General features: G+C 54.2%; 9 protein-coding genes. All 9 read right to left on the bottom strand.

The genetic code is table 11. The annotated features are described in order from the left end of the window. Window positions 1–110: 110 nt before the first annotated feature. Window positions 111–929, bottom strand: a complete 819-nt coding sequence (locus M8006_RS17125) for a hypothetical protein (RefSeq protein WP_250084343.1) — start codon at window positions 927–929, stop codon at window positions 111–113. A gap of 70 nt (window positions 930–999) precedes the next feature. After that, window positions 1,000–1,791 (bottom strand): DNA adenine methylase, encoded by a 792-nt coding sequence (locus M8006_RS17120; RefSeq protein WP_250084341.1) that lies wholly within the window; start codon window positions 1,789–1,791, stop codon window positions 1,000–1,002. Further along, window positions 1,742–1,936, bottom strand: a complete 195-nt coding sequence (locus M8006_RS18480) for a Com family DNA-binding transcriptional regulator (RefSeq protein ID WP_430886847.1) — start codon at window positions 1,934–1,936, stop codon at window positions 1,742–1,744. Before M8006_RS18480 ends, M8006_RS17120 begins: the two co-directional genes overlap by 50 nt. A gap of 150 nt (window positions 1,937–2,086) precedes the next feature. Further along, window positions 2,087–2,557 carry a hypothetical protein gene (locus tag M8006_RS17115; RefSeq protein ID WP_250084339.1) on the bottom strand — a complete coding sequence of 157 codons (471 nt, stop codon included), beginning with the start codon at window positions 2,555–2,557 and terminating at the stop codon, window positions 2,087–2,089. Window positions 2,558–2,569: 12 nt separating this feature from the next. Then, window positions 2,570–3,034: a hypothetical protein gene (locus M8006_RS17110; RefSeq protein ID WP_250084337.1), complete on the bottom strand. Its 465-nt coding sequence runs from the start codon at window positions 3,032–3,034 to the stop codon at window positions 2,570–2,572. Continuing rightward, the gene (locus M8006_RS17105; RefSeq protein WP_250084335.1) at window positions 3,034–3,933 is read right to left on the bottom strand and encodes a hypothetical protein; all 900 of its coding nucleotides are present in this window, start codon (window positions 3,931–3,933) and stop codon (window positions 3,034–3,036) included. The genes M8006_RS17110 and M8006_RS17105 overlap by 1 nt, the downstream gene beginning before the upstream one ends. A gap of 3 nt (window positions 3,934–3,936) precedes the next feature. After that, window positions 3,937–4,752 carry a hypothetical protein gene (locus tag M8006_RS17100; RefSeq protein WP_250084333.1) on the bottom strand — a complete coding sequence of 272 codons (816 nt, stop codon included), beginning with the start codon at window positions 4,750–4,752 and terminating at the stop codon, window positions 3,937–3,939. Continuing rightward, window positions 4,749–6,095: a hypothetical protein gene (locus M8006_RS17095; RefSeq protein ID WP_250084331.1), complete on the bottom strand. Its 1,347-nt coding sequence runs from the start codon at window positions 6,093–6,095 to the stop codon at window positions 4,749–4,751. The genes M8006_RS17100 and M8006_RS17095 overlap by 4 nt, the downstream gene beginning before the upstream one ends. Then, window positions 6,092–7,788: DUF4214 domain-containing protein (locus M8006_RS17090; RefSeq protein ID WP_250084327.1), on the bottom strand; the 1,697-nt coding region annotated here is incomplete at its 5' end. The genes M8006_RS17090 and M8006_RS17095, both read right to left, overlap by 4 nt.

The raw sequence follows: 7,788 nt of genomic DNA, 5'->3' as shown, positions 1-7,788 counted from the left end.
TGTAAACGCGCGATGGATTTGGCACTTCCTTGTGCCGTATTTGGCACCGTTTATGACGTACTTAAGTTTCCGTTTTCGCGATGGATTTGGCATTACTAGGTGGATGCCTATCAATCATCACATAGCGCGCACATACTTAAGTCTTCTAGTTCTATGTACTGCTTTCCACTTTGCGCTGCTCGTAGACGGCCCAGTACCAAAACGTGCATCCCCTCCAGCTCATAATCGAGCTGAAAGCCGAATCTTTTCTTAAAGTCGTCGTAGAGATGGGCAGGTATCATAACGCTTAGCTCGTCATATTCGCCGGTATTTAGCCAGAATGCGCCGCTGTAAGACATACCTGTATCGAAAACAAGCCCCCAGAAACCATGGAACCTGTTTTCGTGTTCCGGGCCAGCATCATCAAAGTGCACAAAAAACTGATTCACGGGCAGGCTAAGATATTGGGGAAGCTCAATCACGGAAGAAGAGCGGCGGAATTGTTCTGAACTAATTAAGCTTTTGAGAAGTGGTCGAAGGCGCCTGTTCATTTTTGCGGGGCCTCTCGGGCCATCACCTGTGAACCGTCCTCCTCTAGGTGCTCCAGGAGCCTCATCTTCACCATCTATGTGAAGACTTCCATGGGCCCCAAAGGCTGTATCAATAACGATATGGTCCATAGGGTTACGGAGAATATCTTTTGTTTCATTGCTTCCCGGCCCGCTTTCGCTGATAGGAGCGGCAAGGCTACAATTTGGAGCATGAGGCCTTGCACCAAAACAAGCTCCCTGACCACTTGATGCCGCCCGCTTGAAGTAGGCTTGCCATCCACACTTTGGGTCTGGACAAAGGAGATGTCGCCTCTTTTCCTGTATTTCGCGTTGGGGTAAAGAAGCAAAGCTTGCGATGTAATAGGTCACTCCATCCAACTTACAATAAGCGGTATCCATAATGGCTCCCTAAGCATTATTTTGTGTATATGTACCTTATGCGCACTTAGACTTGATAATAAACCTTTGCTTAAAACAACCCCGCTGGCTCTGCGTCCACATCCCAGCTGAAGATCAGCACCTCTTTGGCGTCTGAGCCTTTGCCGCCGCCGACGGTGTAGCGGATGTCGGTGGTTTCGATGTGGTAGTCCGCGAAGATCCGGCGGATGTCTGGGTGGTCGTTGAGGCTGATGATGGCTTTGCCCTTGAGCTTGGCCAGCATACTCGCCATTTCTTCGTACTGCTCTATGCCAAAGGGTACCCCATATCCTTCTGTCTGCCAGTAGGGTGGGTCCATATAGAAAAGGGTGTGCGGACGGTCATAGCGTTCAATGCAGTTCTGCCAGCTTAGGTGCTCTATAAAGGTACTTGATAAGCGAAGGTGAGCCGCCGAGAGCGTCTCTTCCAGCCGCAGCAGATTAAGCCCCGGTGGCGTGGTAGTCGCCGTACCGAAGGTTTGGCCTTCGATGCGGGCTCCGAAGGCGTTCTGCTGCAAGTAATAGAACCGGGCTGCACGCTGGATATCTGTGAGTGTTTCGGGCCGTGTCATCTTGAGCCACTCGAACACCTGACGGCTTGATAGGGCCCATTTGAACTGCCTGACGAACTCCTCCAAGTGGTTCTGCACCACGCGGTAAAGATTGACTAGGTCGCCGTTGACGTCATTCAGCACCTCTACTTCGGCTGGCGATGGGCGCAGGAAGAACAGCGCGGCCCCTCCTGCGAAGGGCTCTACGTAGCACTGGTGCGGCGGCATCAGCGGAAAGATACGATCAGCGAGGCGGCGCTTGCCGCCCATCCAGGGAATGATTGGGGTAGCCACGAGGCATCTCCTTTAAGGGTTTGGAGCTCGTGGCTCTCTGCTGGTTTACGTGCCTGCAACGCGGGCACTTTATTTCGATGAACTGATAGTCGCTGACGTTTGCCAGCTTGCGGTTACACTGTTTACAACGGATTTCTATTAACACTATGTCAAGCCTTCTAACGTTCTAACGTTTGGCTTAGACTGCCATTGCCTAGCTAGGCAGGGGAGTCTTGGCCGACTTGCAGGCTTGATCTGCTTGTTGGTGGCCACCTTTGGTGTTACAGCACCTTAGGTGGTCACTCCTCTTCTAAAATCAGTTGGACGGCGCGAGCATTTCGGCGGTGCGCGCTGCGCCGAAAACGCTTTCCATTTGCCCGCGCAAGAGCGTGTAGTAGTCGCTTGAATGTTCAACGCTCAGCGAGTCATCCCACATGCGTCTCTGTTTTGCAGGCGCTGAACTTAGGGCTGCATCCAGCGTTTCGGCTTCGTCTTCTGTGCAGCGTGTCCAGATGTCGGTTTTGTAAGTGAAATACTCGGGTTCTGGTAAAGGCTGAGGTTCCGGTGGCGCGGGCGGTGTCCAAGCTTGATAGAACGCGATAACTTCCTCGCGCTGTTCGCCGCTCATGTCTTTGTTGTAGTACCCTTTTTCGTGACTTTCGACGAATTGAGCGGTGTCGCCTGTGACTAGAAACCAGGCGTATTTAAAACTAAGCGGTGGCTTCTCAGTAAATACATGATCGTCTATACGACCGCTATTTTTTCTGTCTTCCCATGTAATTTTCATTTACCACCCTTCTTAACTCTCAAAAATTAACCAATCTAGGGCTACAGCATTTCCTTCATTTAATATCTCTATCAAAGAACCATTAGTCCCTGAAAAATAACCAGAACCTTCGTACCATTGTTCGTTACTAGCACCGCTGTTGTAGGTCCCAACTACCCTACCCCCATCGATATAGACGCTGAAAATTAAAGAGGGAGTCCCCCCTCCCGTAGGTCGTACTCTATATTTAACCCGTGTGTAAGAGGAAAGATCAAAAGCGCCGCTTTCGATTTTTGAGGATTGTCCCATACGAAAATCGTATGGCCCGTTTTGTACGCTTCCGTATGCTGCTAGCCACTTTGTTTGCCAGTTATCGAAATCTTCTACTACGTCGGGGAATCGTTTCCATATAACTACCTCGTCTAAAGATAATTCATTAGCTTGTATGCCGTTAAGCCATACGTCGTTTACCTCGACCCCATTAAGCATTAACGTCATCAGGCATTACTCCCGTTGCTTGTTATATATGCCGTGGTACCGTTTAAGCGCACTTTAATGCCGCCGAGGCTTGAGCTTGTGGCATTAGGCAGGCGCGCACCGTTTAACGTACCTGACGTAATTTGAGTTGCGCTGTGGTTGTGCGCCGTTGGCGTACGTGCATCAGCCAACCGAGTGTCGCTGCCTTTCACGACTTCATCCGCTGTGGCATTTCCGGTTTCTGCTACGTCTTTAGCCGCAGATGTGCCCAGGCTAGGCTTGCCGCTAACATCCGCCCAAGTCAGCCCATCAATCGTGGCGTATGCGTTGACCCACTCTGCTCCGGTCCAGTGGCGCATGCCCTCATCGCCTTCGGCGGTGCTAAGGTACAGTGCGCCAACTAGTAACGGACTGCCTTCGTTGTCAGTTGTAGGTGGTGTTTCGTGCGGGCCAAGGTAGCGTTTTAGGAAGTCGGCAAGCGCAGAGGCGGCGTTGTTTTCGCTTTGGCCTGCTGCTTGGGCGGAATCCGCAGCGGCGGCGCGATCTATGCCCGTTTGGGTGCGGTCAAGTCCGGTTTCCTGTGCTTTCTGAACCGCCGTGTTAGCGGCTTGCTCAGCCGCGTCTTTATCCTGTCCGGTGGCTACAAGGTCTTCACCTGTTGCTACCCGGTTCTGTCCCGTTAGTACTACATCCGCAGCTGTTGAGAGCGCGTCTTGTCCGGCTTGCTGAGCCTTATCACTAGCCAACTGAGCGCTGTCGACAGCCACTTGTTTATCGGCTTCGACTGCCTGGCCGAACGCGGCAATATTGGCTTGCAGCTCATTCAGCGCAACCAGCTGACCGTTCCATTTGACGATGTAGTTCTTATCCAGCGTGGCCCATTCATAAGGGCCAAAGTCGATAGTGGGAAAGTCTGCCATCAGTTACACCTCTAGAAACGGCAAGCTGGATTGCCAGTTGTTGTAAAAGTCATGAGTGTGCGCGTAGCTGGTATCTCGGCGGGCGAGGAACGTGTGCTCGATCTCCTTGATGCCGCCTTGCTCGGGGTACAAGCTGATAAAGATGTCAGCGCCTTTGCCGCGCTTTACCAACTCCGTCGTGAGCGTTGTGCGATCGGCCTCGGGTAAGTAGTTCAGTTCTAGGGTCAGACGGCGTGCCAGCCCTTCACCGATGGAGCGCAGCGAACCGCCTTCTGTCCGGCGATGCTCCACCTGCTCTACCCATTCCAGCTTCACGCCGTAGCTAAAGTTGTAGCGTGGTGAGAACGACAGACCCGCAATCACGCGCCCGACCTGGATATACCCATCAGGGTTGGCTGGGTCGTTGATCGTAATGCGGTAGCCTGTCGCGAAAGTTGGTGTGATCCAGTAAGGCTGCACAGCGACGGGTATTTTGTCGTTATAGCTCGCGCCCCATGGGTCAATGCCGAGCCGTAACAGCGGCGGCGGGATCAACTCAGCCGCTGACTGAACCCCGGTGTCGCGTACAACATCAGCGTCGTACAAAAACTCCATCTGCACGGTCGCTGACGCCGAAAGATTGTGACGATAAAGCACCCCGGTATCGAGATATTGGGGGCCCATTAACGTGGCCTCAATTACCTGGGTACCCGTATCAGCCGAGCGCCACGGGTATGCGCGCCCGCTACGTTGTGTGTAGGCCACTGGCAACGCTTCACTGGTAGCTGTTAGCGTTGCGCTGTCATGCACGTTATCGATGATTAGGCGCATATTGCTCATACCCATACCTCAATGCTGGTGGTGCCCCGTGTGGGCGAGCGTGAAACAGAGATGATCCGGCCCAGCTTTCTTGCTAGCCGTGGATGTTCGACGGCTATCGACTGACCGACTTCAACCACTGGCATAAACGCGTCGATGCTGTACACGTCCCGCCTCACCGACCGGATAGCAAGCAGTCTGTCGCGCTCGGTAGCTGCATCGGTCGCCTCAGCAATGCAGCTTTCACGGGTGACGTCTTCCGCTAACGGGTAATCAGGTAGTGATTGCTCGGCTTTCGATTCGCTCCATTCGCGCCTTAAGCGCGCCGCTTCGGTTGCGTTTTCGTCTTCGACCGCGCCCGCCACTTGGCTTAGCGGGGCATAATTACGCCCCCAGTTTAGTGTTAGGGATTTCCACGGAGGCTGGGTTTCGGAGAGCGCGATCTGGTCGTACTCGATGTCATCGTCGAACAGCGTCACATCAGCACTGGTCGGGATCGCATGCTGCCGGACAACCAGACGATCCAGACGGTCGAAATACCAATACCCCGGAAGTGCGGCGAGAATCTGACGACCGTTCACCTCGCCGTTGTAGTACAAGCAAACGGTGTAATCAGGCAGGCTTATTTCAGCGACTTCCTTGCCGTAGTAATCAGCTACCCACTCGGCAATTTTGGTCGGCGTGTTGTGCTGTTCTTTAATGTCGACTGTTAGATCAAGCAGCACCGGCGCATCAAGCACGAACCGCCCCTCGCTGGGGTGATTGGTTACGTTAAGCGTCGTTGAGCCGCCTTCCTTTGGCGTGAGCGATACACATGGCAGATACGACGCCTTGTATTCGTATTGCGTGCCGTCGCTAGTGCGATAGGCTGGAGCGTTGTAAACCGACCCTAGCGCTAGTGGCACCGGCCCCGCATCGTCGGGGAGGGAGCCGGTGTCGATTGGCTCATCAAATACGGCAGACTGATCCGTCATCTCGAAAGCGATCTCACCACGTCGGGCTGACATGATCCCGCCATTGATGCCAATAGCATGCAGTCGGAAATCATCCCGGCTCCAGTCAGGCCCACCTAGATATAGGCGGATGCCATGCCCCTGCCAGGCGCGATCCACCCAGTGGGTGATCTCGCCATCATCCACCAGTGTTATCTCGCCAAACGAGATGAGACCGTCGATTCGCGTTTCAATGTCGACGGCCTCCATCAACAAGTCGTCGTATACCCGGTTAGGGGCGCTATCCGTGGGTTGGCTGATATAGGGGTGCGTCGACACATACTCAGTGCCACCTGCATAGTCCAGCTCACACAATACAATGCGCGGTGCTGACAGATCCGCCAGCCAATTAGCGTACTGAGCGTCGGTCATAGCGTCGGCACCTTGGTTTTCGTGTTGCGATTGGTTTTTTGTTGTTCGCGAAGTTGCTTGCCGCGCTGGGTCGCCGCGCTTGCGGCATCATTGCGGCGCTCACTGCGCAGCTGTGCCACTTCTAGGCGGAGGGCGGCAAACTCACGCGTCAGCGGTTCGAGGTTGATGGCTGGCGTGGAAGCGGCTGGGCTGGTGTCCATGCCACTCGATATAGGCGGCAAATTTGGCACAGGCAGTGACCGCTTGATGTCACTGATTTCAGCCATTAACTCTGCCTGATAGTCGCCAGCAGCGTAGCGGCGAAACTCATCTGCTATACCTTCGCGGGAGGGCACGACCATCTCGTTTGCATGCAACATAGCTAGCTTGTCAGTCGGTAAAGACCACGCGCCGGTGGCGAACGCGGGTAATGAGGAATCATCACTTTTCGCCATCGTGTTTCTGTATGTTTGTAGCAACTTGCCTTCACCAAACGGGGAAACTGTATTTCCGAGCCGCAGCTCCCACATATGATCAAGGAAGTCAGAGCTAGTGACCTCGCCTTTTGGGGACGCTTGTAGGTACTTAAGAATGGCTTCCTCTTTGCTGCCCACCGGCTCGTAAGGCTCAGTATTGGCGCCTAAGTGATCAGCCATACTTCCGCCACTTCCGCCGCCACTACTTGACTGACCACCCGAGCTCGATCCACCTCCTGCTATACCACCGCCCGAACTTGATCCACCGGTTGTTGTGCCGTTGTTCATGCTGTCGATCAGCGTCTGTAATTCAGTACCCAACGCACCGGGCAGCCAATCCATACCGTCTAATAGGTCGCCGAGCGACCCCATCGTCTCTCTGTGAGACGTGAGCGCATCACGCGATGCGCGGTCAAGTATGCTGCCGATGGATTCAAGCTCGCTAACAGAGCCCTCAAACTGATGTTCCAGATCCTGGACTGAGTCGTTTACATCACGGAACACGCGGGCGTATTGCTCGGATGACTGACCGTAATAGGCGGCAACAGTGTCCAAGTAAGCGGTTGACGCGCCTTGCAGCTCTCCAACTGCTGTGGTGTCGCCGCTTTCGGCGCGAACTTGCAGCGCAGCGAACTGGCGCTGCGCTTCGTTCATGCGCTCCATCGGGCTTAGAATCGACTGGCTAGAAAGCTGTAGTGAATCGTACAAACTTGACAGGGTCTCGATAGCGCTCAGCTCAGCATTCAGCTGGCTCTCACGAGCCCTATCAATGCGGTCAATCAGATTCAGCGACTGACGGATTGTTTCCTGCTGCACTTGGGCGGCTTTCTCAGCAGCGGCCATTTCGTCTTGAATCGCCCAAATTCGTTTTTGGGTCGAAACAAGGCCCGCTTCCTCCCAGCCTTCCACCTCTTTTAGAGCATCAATTTCACGCTGCCGGAGCGCTGCAGTGTTTCCCTGCGCTTGCAGTAGTTGTCGATCTAACGCGTCACGTTCGCGTAGGGCGTCGGCCATATCCTTGATAGAGTTTGCAGCGCCACCGGCTGCGTTTTCGGCGGCCTCAGAACTGGCAGCAATCGCGGAAAGCGCACGTTCCAGCGTCGCTGATCCTGATGCGACCTGGTTAAACCAGTAATCGATTCCCGCTGTGTCTGGGGCACGGCCCAGGCTTTCCTGGTACTGCTCTTCAATCGCCTGGCGCACGGCGTCGTTGGTTTGCTTGAGCGCCGGGGCTAGCT

This window comes from Halomonas llamarensis (assembly GCF_023555005.1).
Taxonomy (GTDB): domain Bacteria; phylum Pseudomonadota; class Gammaproteobacteria; order Pseudomonadales; family Halomonadaceae; genus Vreelandella; species Vreelandella llamarensis.
Note: the sequence above shows the minus strand (reverse complement) of the source record. Positions and strands in the feature narration are given on the sequence as shown.